This is a genomic window from Clostridium sp. SY8519, from assembly GCF_000270305.1.
GTDB lineage: Bacteria > Bacillota > Clostridia > Lachnospirales > Lachnospiraceae > SY8519.
In genome coordinates this window covers 2,055,948-2,074,010 of the sequence record NC_015737.1, presented here as the reverse complement: position 1 = coordinate 2,074,010, position 18,063 = coordinate 2,055,948, and the positions used below count along the sequence as shown (strand labels likewise).

Genomic DNA, 18,063 nt, shown 5'->3' with positions numbered 1-18,063 from the left:
GAGGTAACTTGTTTATGAAACGCAATGATATTATCCGCAGATCTGTCTATATCATTCGTGAATACTACAAAGGCAATCTGTCTCCCTTTTTCAATTCCATTGATGAAAACATTCTCTGGATCGGACCCAGAGACAATCAGATTCTTACATCCCGGCAGGGAATCCTGGATCTCTGGGAAACCCAGAAAAACCACCCCCTGCTCTTCACCATGAGCAGCATATCCGCCAAAGCCGTCGTTCCGGCTCCCCACGCCTGTGAAGTCATCCTGAAATACCGGGTTTTCACCCATTACCCCGACGGCGTCACCCATGCCCACAATCAGAGGCTCCAGTATACCTGGGCAGAGAAAACCATCACCCATCCGGACGGACAGAAAGAACGGATTCCGCGCATCCTCGTCATCCATATCACAAACACCGTCAAAAATAACGAGCGCAACCCTGTATATGACGTCCATACCGATCATATCCCCCAGGAAGAAACCGAAGTTTTCTTTCCCCGGGACACCGCGCGTTACCTCCTGTTCCGCGGCCGCCAGGGAGAGACCTACAGTTACCTTTCCACCAACATCCGCTGGATTGAAAACTGCGACGAAGGACGCCATTCCCTGGTGCATACCCAGAACGGTTCCCTGCCTTCCATGGAGCGCCTTGCCGAATACATCCGCCAGGCGCCGGACGCATTTCTCCGTCCCCACCACAGTTATCTGGTGAATCCGCTGTATATCCGTTCGATCCGCCGTTTTACCCTGACCCTGGCAGACGGCACCGCCCTGCCGATCCCGGAAAAGAAATACACCGCTTTCCGCAACGAACTGAAAGCCTGGAGCGAACAGTGGAACCGGCATTAAACGGTTTCCATTGTTCCCACCAGGCTTTCAGTCTGCTGTGTCATATTCTTTTCTGAACACTACCCCTGCTCTTCTTTGGGCCGTACCCCCTGCAGCTGTTCCGCGATCCGGTCGTACCAGGGACCCTTTTCCTCAAAAATCTCGATCAGATTTCCGCTGTTGTCATGGATAAAGATTCCGTATGTATCGTCTACTTCTGCCTCAAACACCAGCTCCACGCCGTCTGCCAGAAGCTGCTGTTTCGCGGTCTCTCCATCCGGGACGCCAAAGGACAGATGTTTGTTGCCGTTGACCATCAGATCCGCATTGGGAATCCTTCGTTCCGGCGGCAGTGTACATCCGCCGGGCGGCTGGAAGACCTCCAGAATCAGCCCATGTCCCGTCATATGACATACTTTAATCCCCTCGCCGGGAATCTCTGACCGGTCAAAGACTTCAAATCCAAATACCCGGTGATACCAGGCAATGGTTTCTTCCAGATCCGGCACACTGATGGCAAAATGATTCACTCCGCTGATGGTCACCATAAGGCTCTGCCTCCGTTTGCTGTCCTTCTATCCTTTGATTTTACTGCGATAGTATTCTGCCACAAGGTGGATTTTCTCCCTGAGAATCACGCCATGGCCCACAGCAATCGTCTGAGGCACCAGCGCGAGAATCTCTTCGATCACCTGACGCTCTTCCGGTGATGATGGCCCGAACACCTTGTTGAAATAGCTTTCTGTTCCCTGCAGCAGCACTTCTTCTGACAGTTCGGTATCCAGCGGAGGTTCCGCAGCGGTATACTGACCGAACAGATCATTGGAAAACAGAATGTTTTCTGTTTCCAGCCAGGTTACCATATTATCCGGCCAGTGCAGGCCCGGTGTATGATAAAAGCGGAATTTCAGATCGCCCAGCTGCAGTTCAGACCGATCCTCTACCGCAATAAATTCCGTATCCGGAAAATGCCCGGCCAGGTTCTTTTTGCAGGCTTCCGTGCAGTATACCGGCACACCCGGAAGCTTCGGCAAAATCTTCTTCAGTGCCCCGCTGTGATCGCCTTCAGAATGATTCTGGATCACTGCGTCAATCTCCCCCAGATCAATCTGTGACTCCAGTTCCTCCAGGTAGGCTTCCGCCTTTTTCTCCGGTGCGGTGTCAATGAGAATATTTTTCTCCCCGCGCACCAGATAGCCCAGAAAAGTAATGCTGATACTCGGCTTCTGCACGGCGCTGCCAAGCACGGTTACCCGCTCGGAAATTTTGTATATCATAATTGGTCCTCCTTGACTTTTGTCTGCTTTCCATACGTTCTGTAAAAATACTATCGGCTTTTCCCAGTCAACGCTGTTGCGTCCGCAACATTTCAGACAGTTTCTCGGAAGACATGTTTTCGATGACAGATCTCAGATGACAGGCCTTACCTGAAATCCACGGGCCGCATCCACTCTTCTGTGATCCGCAAAGATCTCCCTGGCTTCCCCGAGGGCCTCCATGGGAAGCACCTGCACGCCCGCCTGTCCGTAATTGGCCTGATGCATCAGAAACACGTCCGGATCACTCCTGTCCCGGTACAGGCAGGCCCGGGCCAGCTGGGTCCCGCTGTCATCATACGTGGCATACCCTTCCAGCAGTTCCCCGGCATGCTGTTCCACATACCAGTCGGTCTGCGGGCGGGTGAAGTGCTCCGGATCTCCGCTCCTGCTGAAAGCTCTCTCACTCCAGACCCGAAACAGTTCTTCCCTGTCCAAAGCATCCGGTTCTGCGTCTGCCTCCCCGCAGGCCGTCCGATCAGCGGCCATGCATAAAAACGAGGATTTTTCCCGAAAATCGGATTCCTCGCAGGAAAGCTCCGTCAGGCTGTCCGGGCGAACCCGGCAGCCGCAGTCTGCCAGCGCCTGCAGCATCCCGTAAAATTCCGTATCCATATGGTTCCTCTCCATGCAGATCAGAGTTCCTCCCGGCGCGGTCCGTTCACTCAAAGTACGGCAATAAGGCAGATAGATCTGCCGATAGATCTCTGCCTGTTCTGAAAATCCGCGGAACCGGTATTCCGTCCGGCGGATGCCGATATTCTCATGGAAGGTGCGGGCAGACAGCACCGTGGAAAAGGTCCTGCCCTGCAGTTCCTCTGCCGTCATCCGGCAAAACTCCACATTTTCCGCCTGCATGATCTCCTGTATTTTCCGAGCGGTCCGGATACAGTTTTCCGAACGGTCCACCGCGAAAATCCTGGCCTCCGGAAGAACCAATGCCAGAAAGCAGGTGAGGATGCCGGTCCCGCATCCCACATCCAATATCGTGCCGCCGAACAGCTCCCGGTGCTCGTAAATCCACAACGCAAACTGCCGGATAATCGCGGCGTCTGTATAGCACGCCACCAGCATACTCAGGGCAAAATCACTGTTCAGATATTCGTAAAGCGCATTCTGCGCGCCTGCTCCTTCCGCTGTTCCGGGGAGCGCCGAAAGGCGCTCCCACTCGTTCATGATTTCTTCCGCTTTCGCTTCGCCAAACTGCTCCTTCAGCCCGGCGGCAATATCGTTAATTTTATTCAGTCCGATTCTCTGCAGCGGAGCCAGAATGCGCTTCTTTCTTGCTGCCTGTCCCACAGGTGTTTCCTTTCTGTCTGCTTATTTTTCTTTCGACGGAGACGGTGTCGGCGCAATTACTGATGTATAGTGTGCCTTTCTTGCCTTGAATTCCGGATCTTTGCCCAGATTCATCAGACGGCCTTCATTTTCAAAAATATCATCTCCGTGGGCTTTCTTTCCTGACATAGTATCATGGGCATGCCACTCGGTGGAAGGGTCAAAATCAAAGGTAAAGGCATCGTCCACGATCTTCAGCGTGCCTTCCAGTCCACAGAGCTCACAGACTACATGTGTTGTTCCGGGGAAAATATAGAAGGCATTGCCCTGGCAATGCGGGCAGGTACCCGGAGTACCTTTCCAGTAGGACTTTTCTGTCAGTTCCGCGATCGGGAATGCATGGCACTTTGCGTTGTCTTCCGCAATCTCTTTCGCAGCTTCCACCAGATTGCGTCCGATCTCCTGCATCCGGGCGATCTTGTCATCCTGCATGATAACATCTTTGCTCCAGGAGAAAAATTCGTTGTTGATTACCTTCCATCCCGGGCTCATGGCCAGCATCGCGTGATCCGTCTCCACGCGAACCGCCCAGTCAGAACCGCCGATTCCTACAAAAGAAATAGCTTTCTGTTTGAAATATTTCGCATCCAGACCTTCCTTGCCAGCCGCTTTCATCTGTTCATTGGCGCCAAACATCAGTCCGGTATCGTGTCCGGGGCCCATACGGTCGGTAATGACATGGAACAGGCCGGATCCGCCGGATTCGTAAATCGGATCTACAAACAGCACACCGTCAGCTTCCACCATCTTTTCATACAGTGCCTTGAAGTCATCTTTCTGGGTGCAGATCATGCCTTTTCCCATCACCAGACCTCTGGAACATGCCACACAGCCGCTGCAGTACTTGATATCCCAGTCAAACAGGTGGATAAATTCGATCTCTGCCCCTGCTTCCTGCGCAGCCTCCAGCGCAACCCGACACATGGTGTCATTGTTTCCGTTTCTGGTTCCCAGTGATACGCCTAAAATCTTCATCTTTTCACTCGCTTTCCGCCATACTGGCTGTCTGTCTCTGTATTTCTCTTTTATTTTATCATATACGTTCTTTCCGTCTCAAATCTCCGTCAATGCAATAATCCGATTATTTCCAATGCCTTTCCGGCCCGGTTCCGCCGGCTGCTGTCCGGCCCGAATCACCGGAGCCCGTTGAAAACAGCGGGTTTCCCTCATTTGTTCCCGCCAGGAGGGACCCCGGGGAAAAGACCTGATCCGCTGTTCTGTGTAATCGTTTTTCCGGATAAACACCTGCCGGTTTCCTCAGAGATATTCCTTTCGGTTTGCCCGTCTGCCGGTTTCCTACGAAAAAATTCCTTTCGGTCCGGACGCCCTCTGTTTTTCTCAGAGAAACACTTTCAGTTCCGCCCGCCGCCGGTAATCCGTTTCCAGTTTTTGCTTATGGGACAGGAACGCCGGATCATCAAAATATTTTGCCTTCTGTGGGCACCCTTTGACACATGCTTGGCATTTGATGCAGATTCCGCTGACCTGCGCAGGGTTTTCAAAAGAAATGGAACCCATCGGACAGCCTTCTGCGCAGATTCCGCATTGGCTGCACTTTCTGCTGTCTGTCTTTGGCTTTGCTTTCAGAAACACAGCCGGCTGACCATCCATCCCCATAGGAACATAGTATGGCCCCACCTTACCGTAATCCCCCAGGGAGACCGCCTCCGGAAGCCTGTCGTCTTCCGGCCGGATTCCTTCGCAGGCACGGATCTTCGCCACCACATCCGCCGCGAACTGTTTCAGAATTTTCCGGTCTTCCCGGTCCGGCCTGCCGCCGCCGATATTCGCGAAACTGTGGGGGCAGACCACGGCCGCTGCCGCGATGACATGAAACCCGTTCCCTGTCAGCTCTTCGGTAAGTTCCGCCAGCGAACTGTCAAAGCTGCGGTTGCCGAAGGTTACCAGGGCCACCGCCTGGGTCCTGTCCCCATGAAAAAGCTGCCGGATGCAGGGAAGCATCTTATTGGGCACCCGCCCCGCATATGTGGGCACGCCGAAAATCACCAGATCTTCCGGTCCGTAAGCCCTTTCCCGGCTGTGATCCCGGAGACGGGTAAAGTCATCCGTCTGCACCCGGAGGCCGAACCGGTTCCCGATAGAGGCGGCTGTTTTCATCACCGTACCTGCCGTATTGCCCCCGGCGCTGAAATATACTGCGTGTATTCGTCTGATCATTCCATTCCTCCCTGCCCGCATACCGGGGATCCGGGCGCTGTTCCTGCCCTGGTTCTTTCCGTTTCTTCTTCTCCCATTTATTTTATCACAAGAACCTCCTTCCGAGAAGTCAGCGAAATACGGATGTCCTGGTTTTCAGCCTTCAGAAATTTTCCTGTTTTTATTGACAGCTCATCCACAGAATGGTAATCTAAACTCCGTAGTCTGACAAAGGCGTCAGGAACCGCTCGTTCCTGACGCCTTTTTTTATTTGCGCGAAAGGCATCCGCTGTCCGGGGCGCTCCCTGCATCCGGTTGTTCCATACACCAGGGCACGCTTTTTCCGGCAAAGGGCAAAACCTGCAGCGCAGCCTTTTCATTACTTTACTATTTCGGGGGGCTAACATGAATCACGGAGATACGGCATTTATCATCATCTCAACCGCCCTTGTCATGCTCATGACACCGGGGCTCGCATTCTTTTACGGAGGCATGGAACGGCGCAAGAATGTCCTGAACACCATGATGTCTTCCTTCTTTATCATGGGAGTGGCGTCGGTAATGTGGATTCTTGTGGGATACAGCCTCTCGTTCAGCGGCGATCATTTCGGCATCATCGGTTCTTTGAAGAATTTCTGCTTCATGAATCTGGAAAACAGCTCCAGCGCCTACGCGCCGACGATTCCTTCCTTTACCTATGCTGCCTTCCAGATGATGTTCGCGCTGATCACGCCGGCGCTGATCACCGGCTCCGTGGCCGGACGGATCCGGTTCAAAGCGCTGTTTTTCTTCATTATTTTCTGGTCCCTTCTGGTATACTATCCGCTGGCTCACATGGTATGGGGAAAAAGCGGATTTCTGGGTGAAATCCTCGGATCAGTGGATTTTGCCGGAGGCAATGTGGTACACATCAGTTCCGGTGTCAGCGGACTGATTCTGTCCATTATGCTGGGCAGACGCCTGGGATATAATAAAGTCTCTTACCGGACACACAATATTCCGTTTATTCTGCTGGGGGCCTCCCTCCTCTGGTTCGGCTGGTTCGGCTTCAATGCCGGAAGCGCGCTGAGCGCAGGCGTACTCGCGTCCCACGCCTTTATTACCACCAACACCTCCTGTGCCGCCGCCATGGTGACCTGGATGATCATGGATGTCATCGTGCAGGGCAAACCCACTGTGGTAGGCGCTTCCACCGGCGCTGTACTGGGACTTGTGGCCATCACGCCGGGCGCCGGCTTCCTGCCGGTATGGGCTTCCCTGATTACCGGCATTGTGGTCAGCCCCCTGTGTTATCTGATGATTTCCAGAGTCAAGCAGTTTTTCGGATATGACGATGCGCTGGACGCCTTCGGCTGCCATGGAATCGGCGGAATCTGGGGCGGCATTGCCACCGGTCTGTTTACCCGGCGTTCCATCAATCCTGTGGCACGCTGGAACGGTCTGGTCTTCGGTGACTGGCACCTGTTCCGGGCACAGCTGATCTCCATTGTCATTACCATTGCCATTGCCGTCATCGGCACCTGGATCTGCGCGAAACTCGTCTCCTTATTCACCCCTCTGCGGGTAACACCGGAAGAAGAGCGCCGTGGTCTGGATCTTACACAGCACGGCGAGAACGCATATCCGTCCTTCAACGGTCTGGATTAGGAAAGGAATCTGCATTATGATGATAAAAATTGACGCCATTGTGCGGGAAGAATTATATGAGGATATCAAAGACGCCCTGAACGCCATCGACGTACACGGCATTACCGTGACCCAGGTGATGGGCTGCGGTACCCAGAAAGGGTACACGCAGATTGTCCGAGGCAGCAAAGTCGCCATCAACATGCTGCCGAAAATCAAATTTGAAATCGTAGTCTCTGATGAAAAGTGGGCGGAAAAAGTGGTGGATACCATTGCGGCCATTGCCCGCACCGGAAATCCGGGAGACGGCAAGATCTTTATCTATGAATTAAGAGACGCGGTCCGGATCCGCACCGGCGAACACGGACCAAGCGCTATTTACTGACACAGTCTGATGGCTGCGGTAGTTACCGGCACAGGCTGCTGGTTCCCCGTTTGAGATACTGTCCTGCTCCGCGGGCACCCAGGAACTGATCCTCCCGGACGATCACCTGCCCGCGCTGCATCACCAGCGCAATGGCGCCGGACAGTTTCCAGCCTTCGTAGCAGGTATAATCCGCGGCGCCATGGATTCCGCGGGCGGATAACACCGTTTCTTTCCGTGGATCCAGCAGCACCAGATCCCCATCCGCGCCCTGCCGCAGTACGCCTTTTTTCGGATACAGGCCTGCGATCCGGGCCGGATTGGTGCAGCAGTATTCTGCCAGCTGCTGCAGGGTGATCCGGTCTTTTCTTACCCCTTCGGAATACATCAGGCGCAGGCGTTCTTCCACGCCGGGCGCTCCGCTGGGGCATGCAGTAAAGTCTTTCGCTCCCTGCTGCTTCTGATTTGCGAAGGTAAACGGGCAGTGATCCGTTGCCACGGTATCAATTTCTCCCTCGCGCAGCGCCTGCCACAGAGCCTCCTGATCCTTCTCTTTTCTTAACGGCGGGGACATAATCGCTTTCAGCCCCTCCTGGGGATCTTCATAGGCCGCGTCCGTCAGCAGAAGGTACTGGGGGCAGGTCTCCACGCCGAAATGTTTCTGCCCCCGCAGTCTGGCGCGCATCACTTCTTCCAGTCCTTTTTCCGAAGACAGATGGACCACATAGACCGGGGCCTCCCCGGCCACCTGTGCCAGATACAGCAGGCGGTTCACGGCTTCCGCCTCCGCTTCTGCCGGACGGCTCAAGGGATGGAAGCGGGCTTCTGTGTGCTGTTCCCGCACAAATTTTTTTCGCAGATGTGTGACAATTCCGTCATTCTCACAGTGGAAGGCAATCATGATATTCTTTGCTTTCGCCTGCTCCAGCACCTGCAGAATTTCTTCATCCTGCAGCATGTCATTGTAGGTCATATAGACTTTAAAGCTGGTGATCCCTTCCTGCTGCGCAAGATCTGCCATATCACGCAGCACGTCTTCATTCACATGCTGCAGAACCCCATGAAACCCATAGTCAATCACTGCGTTGCCGTCTGCCAGACGGTAGTATTCCCGGATGGGTTCCCAGGGACTGCACCCCTTCGGGCCGAAGGCTAGATGATCCACGATTGTGGTGGTCCCGCCGCAGGCCGCGGCCACTGTTCCAGTGTAAAAATCATCCACCGCCCGGGCAATGCCTACATCCAGGTCCATATGGGTATGAATATCCACTGCCCCCGGAAGGACATAGGTCCCGGAAGCGTCGATCACCTCTGCCTCCGGCGCTTCCAGGGATTCCGCAATTGCTGCTATCTTCCCGTCTTCAATCAGAAGATCTCCGGGAAATACTCCTGTTTCTGTTACCAAGGTTCCGTTTTTTACCAGTGTTTTCATTTCCATCACCTTTCCTGCTGCCGGGCAGGCCTTCTGTTTCATTGAAAAGCTCGGCAATCGCATTACTTTTTTTCAGCCGGAATAAATAATTGTCTTGAATTTTTCATGTGTTGCTGTTACACTTGAAGAAATACTTCACAACTTACAGTAGTGAAGTTTTTATTCAAGGAGGCCTGTCATGAAAAAATCCCTTATTGATCTATACACCAGTATTGCCCATGGAATCGCCTGTCAGTTCGGTTCCAACTGTGAAGTCGTGGTTCACGACCTGCAGGCCTTCGATCCGGAACATTCCATCATTGCCATTGAGAACGGTCACGTAACCGGCCGGAAAGTCGGTGACGGCCCCTCCCACATCGTTCTGGAATCACTGCTCCACCGGGAAACCATCCGGGAAGACCGGCTGGCGTATCTTACCAGAACCAGAGACGGCAAGATTCTCAAATCCAGCACCATCTACATCCGGGATGACAGTGGAAATATCATCGGCATCTTTGGCATCAATTATGATATCTCACTGATGCTTGCCACGGAGAATCTTCTCCATTCCATTACCGGCACCAGTCCGGACACCGAAAAAAATGAAACCATTGCCCTGAATGTCAGTGACCTCTTGCAGGAACTGCTGGAGCAGAGTGTCAGCAATATCGGCAAACCCGTGGCATTAATGAGCCGGGAAGACAAAGTCCAGGTCATCCGTCAGCTGAACGATGCCGGCGCGTTTCTGATCACAAAATCCGGCCCGAAAGTCTGCCAGTTTCTGGGAATTTCCAAATATACGCTGTACAGTTATCTGGACGAGATCAAATCGATCTGAATCGACTCCCACTTATGGTGTATACTTTTATTTAGCGCAAAAAACTTTTTGTCAGCTTTTATTATACGCATACTTTCCGCCCTGCGCAAGATGATTCCTTATTTTTGTCCTTGGGATTTCTGCGCTCCAGGTAAAAACGCCCGGACCCTCTTTCGGCCCAGGCGTTTTTATTATAAAACCTTTTTCAATCCCTGCATTTATGCTTTTCTGTAATAGGTATCTTTCAGCGGCAGGCTGTTTCGGAATTTCCCGTCCAGACGGTAATATGCATGCGCGCATGCCGGCGCTGTCGGTATCATGCAAAGCTCGCCGCAGCCTTTTGCCCCCAGGGAATACGGCAGTTTGTCTTCCTCTGCCGGCTGGCAGAGTATGACCTCCAGTTCCGGTGCCTCCATAGCGCGCATAAAGCCAATCGTACCGAAGCGGCTCTTCGGACGGCCGTCCACGCATTCGAATTTCTCTGTAACTCCATAACCGATTCCCATCAGCATCCCGCCTTCAATCTGACCTTCCACAGACTGGATATTCACTGGCGTACCCACATCAAAGGCCGATACAGCCTTTTCGATTTTCCCTTCTTCATTCAGGATCACCACCTGCGCGCCATAAGAGTAAGACACATGACTGATTGGATTCTCTTTGATTGCTCCCAGAGGATCGGATTTCACGGAATATTCTCCGAAGAACTCTTTGCCTTCCAGTTCCTCTATTGTTTTTCCGCTGTCCAATGCAGTCTTCAGTTTTTCTCCGACACGCCGGGCAGCTTCCCCGGTCACCACCGTCTGTCTGGAGGCGGTAGAAGTCCCGGAATCCGGCGTCCGAACGGTATCCGCTGTTTCAAACACAAACAGTGCGGGATCCAGATCTGTCACGTGGCAGATTTCTGTCAGAACCATCTGGCCAATTCCCTGCCCCATGCAGGAAGCCGATGTGCGGATATGAATTTTTCCATTTTCTATGGATAAAAGCACTCTTCCGATATCTTTCTTCCCCATACCGGTTCCGGCATTTTTGAATCCGCAGGCAATACCGGCATAAGGATGGGCATAATATGTCTCTTTAATGGCATCCAGGCAGGCCTCCATATTCGTATTTGGATCAGCCAGCTGTCCGTTTGGCAGTACATCTCCCGGTTTGATCGCATTTCTCCGACGGAATTCCCAGGGATCAATACCCACCATTTCTGCCAGAAGATTGATATTCATTTCTGTCGCGAAACAGCTCTGGGTCACGCCAAAGCCGCGGAAGGCGCCGGACACGCAGTTATTTGTATATACTGACATCCCGAAAATATCAATGTTCTGATAATTGTAAGGACCAGCCGCGTGTGTACAGGCACGATGCAGAACCGGGCCGCCCAGCGACGCATAGGCACCTGTATCCGCAATAATGATTCCCTTCATGGCCGTCAGTCTGCCATTTTCATCACAGGCTGTAGTAAATTCCATCTCCATCGGATGCCTTTTTACATGATAATCCAGGGATTCCTGTCGGGAATATTTCACTTTGACCGGCTTTTTCGTGATCCATGCCATGAGAACCGCATACGGCTGCACCGTCATATCTTCTTTCCCGCCAAAGCCACCGCCTACCAGGCTGGCTCGCGCGTGTACACGCTCCGGCTCCACACCAAGCATCGTGGAACATTCTCTCTGTACATCATATACAGACTGGCTTGTAGTGTATACGAGAATCCCGTTTTCTCCCTCCGGAAGCGCAACTGCGCATTCCGGTTCCATAAAACCATGTTCCTGCCAGGAAGTCTTATATTTTCTTGTAACGACATATTTCGAGTTTTTGATGGCTTCATCCGCATCTCCGCGAACCAGATTTGCCCGGCTCATAATATTTCCATCCGGATGAATCAGAGGCGCATCTCCTTTGAGCGCGTCAAAGGGATCGGTTACAGGATCCAGCTCGGTATATTCCACTTCTACCAGATCGGCAATCTCTTCCAGCTTATCTTTGTCCGGAGTGGCCACTACCGCCAGTACATTTCCCACATATCTGGTAATGTCTCCTTCTCCCATCATTACATCCCAATCCTGCTTAATATGACCGATTTTGTTGCAGGGTACGTCTTTCTTTGTCAGCACTTTGACGCAGTCCGGATGCTGTTCCGCTTTGCTGATATCAATTCGTTCGATTCTTGCGCGCGGATATTTTGAAAATACCGGCTTTGCGTACAGCATCCCTTCTATTTCAATATCATCCGCATAGATTCCGCTGCCATTTACTTTTTCTGCCGCGTCAATCCGTTTGAACCGTTCATTCATATGCAGAGTGGTGGGATTCTTTGGAATCTTACGCTTTTCCCGGAAGAAATCCGCCGCCAGAAGGATTGCTTCTTCAATCTTTTTATAGCCGGTACATCTGCACAAATTCCCCTGGATTGCTTTTTTCACATCTGCCCGGGTCGGATTGCAGTTGACATCCAGCAGGCTCTTTGCGGAAATCACCATACCCGGAATGCAGAAACCGCATTGTACCGCACCGGCTTCCGCAAAGCAATGCTCGTAGACTTTCATTTCCTCCGGATCAATCCCCTCCACGGTCAGAACTTCTTTTCCTTCCAGTCTGCTTAAAGACACTACGCAGGCCTTTGTCTTCTTTCCATCCACCAACACCGTACAGGTCCCGCAGGCGCCTTCACTGCACCCGTCTTTCGTCGCCGTAAGATGAAGATCATCCCTCAGAAACCGGAGCAGCTTTTTGTCCTGTTCCGAATGATATACGGTTCCGTTGATTTTTACCTGGTACATTCTGTTCCTCCTCCTATGATGCATACATCGCATAATCATTTCCTGTATCGAGATCGATCCCTACTCCCGTATCACTGACGGGAACGGTTCGAATCACAGACTGATAACTGTCCCACAGCCCACGCAGCCCTTCTGTTCCGCAGTAACTCTGAATCTGCGGAATCAGTGATGCGTCAATCAGCGGCGGATGCTTGCGGCGTCCGTCCAGTTCCGGAAAAACAAGCGGGCTCCCGGTAGCAAGCCGAGCCTGGATCAGTGCCTGCAGCGTCTCTCTGCTGACAAAAGGCATATCACCCGGCAAAAGAAAAAACGCCGCGCATGGCGCCATCTGTGTCAGTCCGACACAAACAGAAGCAAGCATATCGCTGTCCCTGTACTGCTGATTCCGTATCATACGCACGTTACTTCCATAATGTGCTGACAGATAGGCCTCCAGTTCCTCCCCCCGGTATCCAGTTACTACTGTGACTTCGCTGACACCTGCAGCCAGAAGGCTGTCTACTGTACATCCGAGGACTGTTTTTCCACGCAGCGGAAGCAGTGGTTTGAAGGCTCCCATCCGGCTGGAAAGACCAGCAGACAAAACCAGACCGTTCCATATCTGTTTTTCCTTAAGCAACTGTCTCACTCCCTTTTATTAGCCACAGCACCTCATCAATATATTACTTCATAATTTTATTTTTTTATAAAAACTTTTTGTTAGTTATATTATACGAAAGCAGTTTATTTTCTGCAAGTCTCTTATTACTTTTTGTTAGTTTTTTATTATTTTTTACCTGCCATTTGTCTATTTTTCCTATATTCAAACACTTTTTGTTTGCTTTTTACTTTTTGTACACAACAGCAGCGGCCGGATAAGAATCCCTCTTATCCGGCCGCTGCTGCATGTTCCGCACAGTCCGTGCTGCCTGTCTATTTTTTTGTTATTTCACTTCCAGCGTTATGTATGCAGATACGCCGTTGGCCGCAAATACATACACTTTCACTTTTCCTTTGGACATTCCCTTTACTGTGCCGTTCTTATAGACTTTCACGGCATTCGAAACCGTGCCGGCATACTCTGTGCTCAGGACAAGATATCGGTATTCCGATGTATGTCCCTTCCACAGAAGCCGTCTGCCGGATTTCACGCCTTTTGCCGTCACGTTCAGGCGAAGCGTCTGCCCTGCCCGGATTTTCTTTTTGGGTGCGGTCACACGTACCGACTTCGCATTGGTCAGTCTTCCCGCGGAATTTCCCACAATACTGTGCACCACCATGGATTTTGCGATCCGTTTCCCGGAAGAATCCAGGGCAATGACATAATATTTGTACTGGGTTCCCTTTTTCAGGTTCTTCACAGTCAGGGATGTTTTTTTCGTTTCCGCTATTTTCTTATATTTGCTTCCTGAGCAGAGTACCTGGTATACCTCGTACTTCCGGGCGCCTGCCTTGCTCCAGGTCAGCTTCTGCGCCGTATTACCGGAAGCGGTCAGTTTCGCGGTCATGGCCGGTCGTTTCCAGGAAGCCTGGTAGATCCGGTTTCCGGTGCTTCCCCGTTTCACCGTTACTGTCTTTGCACTGCCCATTAACCCGGTTCCGGTCCAGCCGGTGAAAACATAGCCTTCCCGCTTCGGGTTACGCAGGGTAAAGCCGGCGGTCTCAACCGTATAAGAAGCAGGGTTTACGCCTTTGATTGTTCCGCCTTTCAGCTTATAGCTGATTTTGTAGGTAACCGGCTTCCAGTGTGCCTGGTAGCTGCGATTACCGTGACTGTTTTTCGGCACGGTAACCTCCATGTTGTCTTCCCCCGTCAGATCCGTACCGCTCCAGCCGGTGAATGTGTACCCTTTTCGGATCGGTATATTCAGCGAAAACGCCTCATCATCAAAGGTATAGCTTGTCTTGTTCACCCCTTTGCCGCCGCCCAGATCATAGGAAATCCTGTATGCCGCCGGCTCAGCGCTGATCGTTACATCCTTTGCTGCATTACGCAGCGTATAACTGCCGTCTTCGTTCTTCACGATGCTGCAGCCGTCTGCTTTTACCGTAAAGGCTTCCTCCAGCGCGTCACTGGTGAGTGTTACCCGAATGATACCGATTCCTTTTTTCTCTTCCAGCCAGCCCGCATTCTTAAATTCCGTGAATCCCTTTTCATAGGTGACTTTTTCTACTCTGGAACCCGGAAGAACTTTGTAGAATTCTGTCGTCTCCGCGTCTTTGCTGCCCTGCTTAATCGTGCCGCCGAAATTGCGTACTTTGCCGTAATTTCTGTTAACAGTTCCGGCGTTGAACTGAATTTCTCCGTGGTTGGCATCCACACCGCCGGTCTCATCATTCACCCTAAGAACACCGTAATTATAATCAACGGTACCTTTATTGTTTGTCACATCTGCGCGATTGTTATGGAGTTTTCCTCTGTTTTCTTTCAGCGAGCCTTCATTGTAATCCACTTCTCCGCTGTTTTCCGTCAGCAGGTTGTAGTTGTAATTCAGACTTCCTTTGTTCTTCTCGATCAGACCATAGTTATTGGAGATGGATCCTCCCTTGTAAATGGCAATCGATCCGTAGTTGTTCCCTACCGTTCCGCCTTCTGTCACCAGGCCGATTTCACCATAGTTGTCGGAAACGTTTCCTCTGTTCTCATCAGCGGCATCATAGAATCCGTCAAAACCAGAAGTCCCGTTGATAAAAGAAGTGGTATTGTCCGCAGTCTTTTTCGTCCAGCGGGCATAGTAAGTAGTGTTCTGTGCCGGGAAGCCGTCACGGGCACTCAGCACGCTGCCCCAGTTTCCTTTTTTATCTTTGGTCCACCAGCCGTTAAAAATGTAACCGCTGCGGGTGCTCATCGGAATCACACCGATTGTCTCTTTGTACTTTCCTGTGAAGCTGCCGCCGTCTGTGCCGCCATTTCCATCCAGCTGAATGGTCACGGTGCGGATCTTCCAGTGGGCATAGAAGGTGGTGTCCCCGGATGGCCGCGCCGTAGTGCTGTCAATCTTCTCGCCGCCTTTCGCCTCGGTATGCCAGCCGGCAAAGTCATACCCGGTTCTGTCGACATAGCTGTCCAGCTTTGCATCCTTCAGCAGGCTTCCAAATGCACTTCCTGCCTGGCTCTTATCATATTTCTTTACGATTCCCCTGGAATCTTCATCATATTTGAATGTAATGGTGATCAGGTCCGGATTTGGCTTCCATGTGGCTTTGTAGCTCCGGTCTCCCGTGCTGCCGGCCGGAATGGTAACTTCTTTCGAGGGTGCGTCCAGTCCCGTTCCGGTCCAGCCGTCAAACAGGTATTCCGTATATTCACTGTTCTTTTTATCCTGCGGATTCTTCAGCGTGACGGTATCCTTCGACGTGTAGACCGCCGGATTCGAATCGCCGTCTGCCAGTGTGCCTCCATCCAGGTCGTAACTGATGGAATAGCTGGGCACATCACTGACAGCCGTATCTTTTTTCACATTAGAAACAGTATATGTTCCATCGTTATTCTTCGTCAGATCGCCGCCGGTCATGTACAGCTGATCCACACCCTCTGCAGGCGTCAGTGTTCCTGTCCCGCCTTCCGGCAGGAATACACTGCCGTCCTTTGCCTGGATAAAATCACCGTCATAGCTCTTCACCAGTCCGTTGCCAAGATCCACCTTGTAACAGGAAAGCGTTTTGTCGTATCGTCCCGGTTTGCCGGATGTTTTTCCACCCAGATCATAGATCGTGGCACCACCGCTGCTGCTGTTATATGCAAAGGTTCCGCCCGCGAAATTATATACTTTCGGACTGCCGCTGGCCCAGTACTGTGTTACCGTGCCGCTGTAATTGTATATCGTGCCGTTTCTCGCTTCCGAAATGGTCCCGCCTTCATTATAGGTGACAGACCCCTCTTCCGTCTCTTTCACGGTACCGGTGTTGTTCTTTACGGTTCCGTCGTTTGAAGAAACGGTTCCGCTGCTGCTTTCGATGATGCCGTAGTTGTCTTTTACATTTCCGCTGTTGTTTTTAATTACTCCGTAGTTATTGCTCAGTCCCCAGGAGCCCTTCGCAGAACCATAATTCTCAATGGTTCCGTAGTTATACGTGCCGCTGTCAGCGGCCGCGGGTACTGTGCCGATGGTTCCGTAATTATATGTAAACCCCTTGTTCACGGTACCGATCTCACCGTAATTGTAAGTCACGCTTCCGCTGCTGTCGTCTGCCGCCTTTCCGTAAAAATAAGTATTGGTTTTCGCTGTTGTATCGCTGATTTCTGTCCAGCGGGCAAAATAGGTGGTGCTGGAACTCGGTTCTCGGTCTCCCGGTTTCAGAATGCTGCCCCATTTTTCACCGTTTTTCGTCCACCAGCCGTTAAACACGTATCCGTTCTGCTGTGCGGCGGGCAGGGGCGCAGCCACCTTTTTTTCTTCTGTTATCGTTACTTTGCCTCCGCCTGTGCCTCCATTGGTATCCAGTACAATAACGGCCGAGTTCGATAATGCGTACGCCGGAACGGCATACAGCATCGTAAAGCATAAAATTACCGCAAGAACAATCCCCATGCTGCGGATCCATGTCCTGCTTCGTCTTCCTGTCTGCCAGGCAGAATGGAACCACTTACTCATCATTGATTACCTCTCCTTCAATTTCTCAAGTCATAACAGTCCTGCAAATCATTGTTTCACCCCGAAATATTCGGGCTTATTTCTTCTATTTTTCCCCCTTTCTGTGCGTTTCATGTAAAACTGTTGATTTATTATACTGTTTTTTGACAATCAAAGAAGAAGTAGATTCGTTTTTCACTTATTTCATTCCGAAAACAACCGCATTCAGCACCCGCTGCCGTCCAGACGGCAGGCCTTGCCTTCCGCCGGTTTTGGCTGCAGACCCACGGCTTCCGGTGATAAGGTAACCGTACCGTCCGCAAGTACAAAACAGGGGATTCCCGCATAACCGTTTTCCTTTGCGTCATCAAATACAGGACTCTTGTCCCGGACACGCAGAAAGGCTTTCAGGTTCTTTACATGGGCGCCCACATCCACAAACTGAAAGGACGGATGATCCGCAATCTGCGCGTCCACATAAGCGCAATCCGGACAGGTGGGCATGCCATACACCGTAATCACCGAATGGTCCTCCTGCTCCCCATAGGCCGGATTCTTCTGAAACAGCTTTGCGGCATAGGAACAAAAGGGTTTTACTTTTACGCCGGCTTTCTTTGCTTCCTGCATGACGCCGTCTACCAGCGCGCCGGCAATGCCCTGCCCGCCGTATGCCGGATCCACCTTGGTATGGGTAATGATCCAGATGCTGCCGGGCGCTGTATATTCACAGGTGCCTACACATTTGCTGCCGTCATAAGCGGCCACCCGGTTCTGCTCTTTTTCATAGTTGTATTTAATTTCTGCCATGATTTTTCTCCTTTCGGCTGCGGCTCCCGCCGCGTGTTATTCTGTGGAATTTCACCTGTGC

14 protein-coding genes are annotated in these 18,063 nt (G+C 51.7%); 4 read left to right on the top strand and 10 right to left on the bottom strand.

The genetic code is table 11. The features are described 5' to 3' along the window. Nucleotides 1–14 precede the first annotated feature (14 nt). Nucleotides 15–851 carry a LytTR family DNA-binding domain-containing protein gene (locus tag CXIVA_RS09705; RefSeq protein ID WP_013977852.1) on the top strand — a complete coding sequence of 279 codons (837 nt, stop codon included), beginning with the start codon at nt 15–17 and terminating at the stop codon, nt 849–851. A gap of 59 nt (nt 852–910) precedes the next feature. Here CXIVA_RS09705 and CXIVA_RS09700 read toward each other — a convergent pair whose 3' ends face one another. The 5 genes from CXIVA_RS09700 to CXIVA_RS09675 form a co-directional block, all read right to left on the bottom strand. Next, nucleotides 911–1,378: a VOC family protein gene (locus tag CXIVA_RS09700; RefSeq protein ID WP_013977851.1), complete on the bottom strand. Its 468-nt coding sequence runs from the start codon at nt 1,376–1,378 to the stop codon at nt 911–913. Between the two features lie 27 nt (nt 1,379–1,405). After that, nucleotides 1,406–2,107, bottom strand: coding sequence for an FprA family A-type flavoprotein (locus CXIVA_RS09695; RefSeq protein WP_013977850.1), 702 nt, complete (start codon nt 2,105–2,107; stop codon nt 1,406–1,408). A 132-nt stretch (nt 2,108–2,239) separates the two neighbouring features. Then, on the bottom strand, nt 2,240–3,445 hold the full coding sequence (locus tag CXIVA_RS09690) for a class I SAM-dependent methyltransferase (protein ID WP_013977849.1): 1,206 nt from the start codon (nt 3,443–3,445) through the stop codon (nt 2,240–2,242). 21 nt (nt 3,446–3,466) lie between these two features. After that, entirely contained in the window at nt 3,467–4,459 is a 993-nt protein-coding gene (locus tag CXIVA_RS09685; protein ID WP_013977848.1) for a flavodoxin family protein, read from the bottom strand. Nucleotides 4,460–4,822: 363 nt separating this feature from the next. After that, nucleotides 4,823–5,662: an EFR1 family ferrodoxin gene (locus CXIVA_RS09675; RefSeq protein ID WP_013977847.1), complete on the bottom strand. Its 840-nt coding sequence runs from the start codon at nt 5,660–5,662 to the stop codon at nt 4,823–4,825. 384 nt (nt 5,663–6,046) lie between these two features. On the opposite strand from CXIVA_RS09675, the gene CXIVA_RS09665 reads away from it, so the two are divergent. Both CXIVA_RS09665 and CXIVA_RS09660 read left to right on the top strand, forming a co-directional pair. After that, nucleotides 6,047–7,288, top strand: a complete 1,242-nt coding sequence (locus CXIVA_RS09665; protein ID WP_013977846.1) for an ammonium transporter — start codon at nt 6,047–6,049, stop codon at nt 7,286–7,288. Nucleotides 7,289–7,304: 16 nt separating this feature from the next. Beyond that, on the top strand, nt 7,305–7,652 hold the full coding sequence (locus tag CXIVA_RS09660; protein ID WP_013977845.1) for a P-II family nitrogen regulator: 348 nt from the start codon (nt 7,305–7,307) through the stop codon (nt 7,650–7,652). Nucleotides 7,653–7,674: 22 nt separating this feature from the next. On the opposite strand, the gene hydA is transcribed toward CXIVA_RS09660, so the two are convergent. After that, a complete protein-coding gene (hydA, locus tag CXIVA_RS09655) occupies nt 7,675–9,069 on the bottom strand; it encodes a dihydropyrimidinase (protein WP_013977844.1) in 1,395 nt (464 codons plus the stop codon). Between the two features lie 172 nt (nt 9,070–9,241). Between hydA and CXIVA_RS09650 the strand changes: the two genes are divergently transcribed. Then, the gene (locus CXIVA_RS09650; RefSeq protein WP_013977843.1) at nt 9,242–9,880 is read left to right on the top strand and encodes a helix-turn-helix transcriptional regulator; all 639 of its coding nucleotides are present in this window, start codon (nt 9,242–9,244) and stop codon (nt 9,878–9,880) included. Between the two features lie 197 nt (nt 9,881–10,077). On the opposite strand, the gene xdh is transcribed toward CXIVA_RS09650, so the two are convergent. The 4 genes from xdh to CXIVA_RS13920 form a co-directional block, all read right to left on the bottom strand. After that, complete coding sequence (gene xdh / locus CXIVA_RS09645) at nt 10,078–12,642, bottom strand: selenium-dependent xanthine dehydrogenase (protein WP_013977842.1); 2,565 nt, start codon at nt 12,640–12,642, stop codon at nt 10,078–10,080. A 13-nt stretch (nt 12,643–12,655) separates the two neighbouring features. Continuing rightward, entirely contained in the window at nt 12,656–13,261 is a 606-nt protein-coding gene (locus CXIVA_RS09640) for a nucleotidyltransferase family protein (protein WP_013977841.1), read from the bottom strand. Nucleotides 13,262–13,565: 304 nt separating this feature from the next. Next, entirely contained in the window at nt 13,566–17,219 is a 3,654-nt protein-coding gene (locus CXIVA_RS09635) for an InlB B-repeat-containing protein (protein ID WP_013977840.1), read from the bottom strand. Between the two features lie 201 nt (nt 17,220–17,420). Then, a complete protein-coding gene (locus tag CXIVA_RS13920; protein WP_013977839.1) occupies nt 17,421–18,002 on the bottom strand; it encodes a GNAT family N-acetyltransferase in 582 nt (193 codons plus the stop codon). Between the last annotated feature and the right edge of the window lie 61 nt (nt 18,003–18,063).